Here is a 255-nt window from a genome sequence, read left to right on the forward strand (position 1 = left end):
TCATATATTAACCCATTATCCGCATGCCTCTCAGATTCTTGAGCTAGGTGAGACTGGATTGAGAAATGTATCTAAAGAACACAATTTAAAAATCCGAAAAACAACGATTGAAAAGCTTCTCTTTGCCGCCAAGGAAAGTGTTTCAAAGCCCATTAAACAGCTTTCAAGTGAGCTATTTGTATTAAAACAGAAGCTCAGTGCATATGAATGGCATACTAAAAACATAGAAGCATACGAAAAAGAAATTGAGCGTAT

The 255-nt window shown here is 35.7% G+C and carries 1 pseudogene; it reads left to right on the top strand.

Annotated elements, in window-relative coordinates:
* Window positions 1-58: 58 nt before the first annotated feature.
* Window positions 59-255, top strand: a pseudogene (locus tag TEPIDINF_RS15040) (IS110 family transposase); the annotation flags it as partial.

Source organism: Tepidibacillus infernus (genome assembly GCF_048898065.1).
GTDB lineage: Bacteria > Bacillota > Bacilli > Tepidibacillales > Tepidibacillaceae > Tepidibacillus_B > Tepidibacillus_B infernus.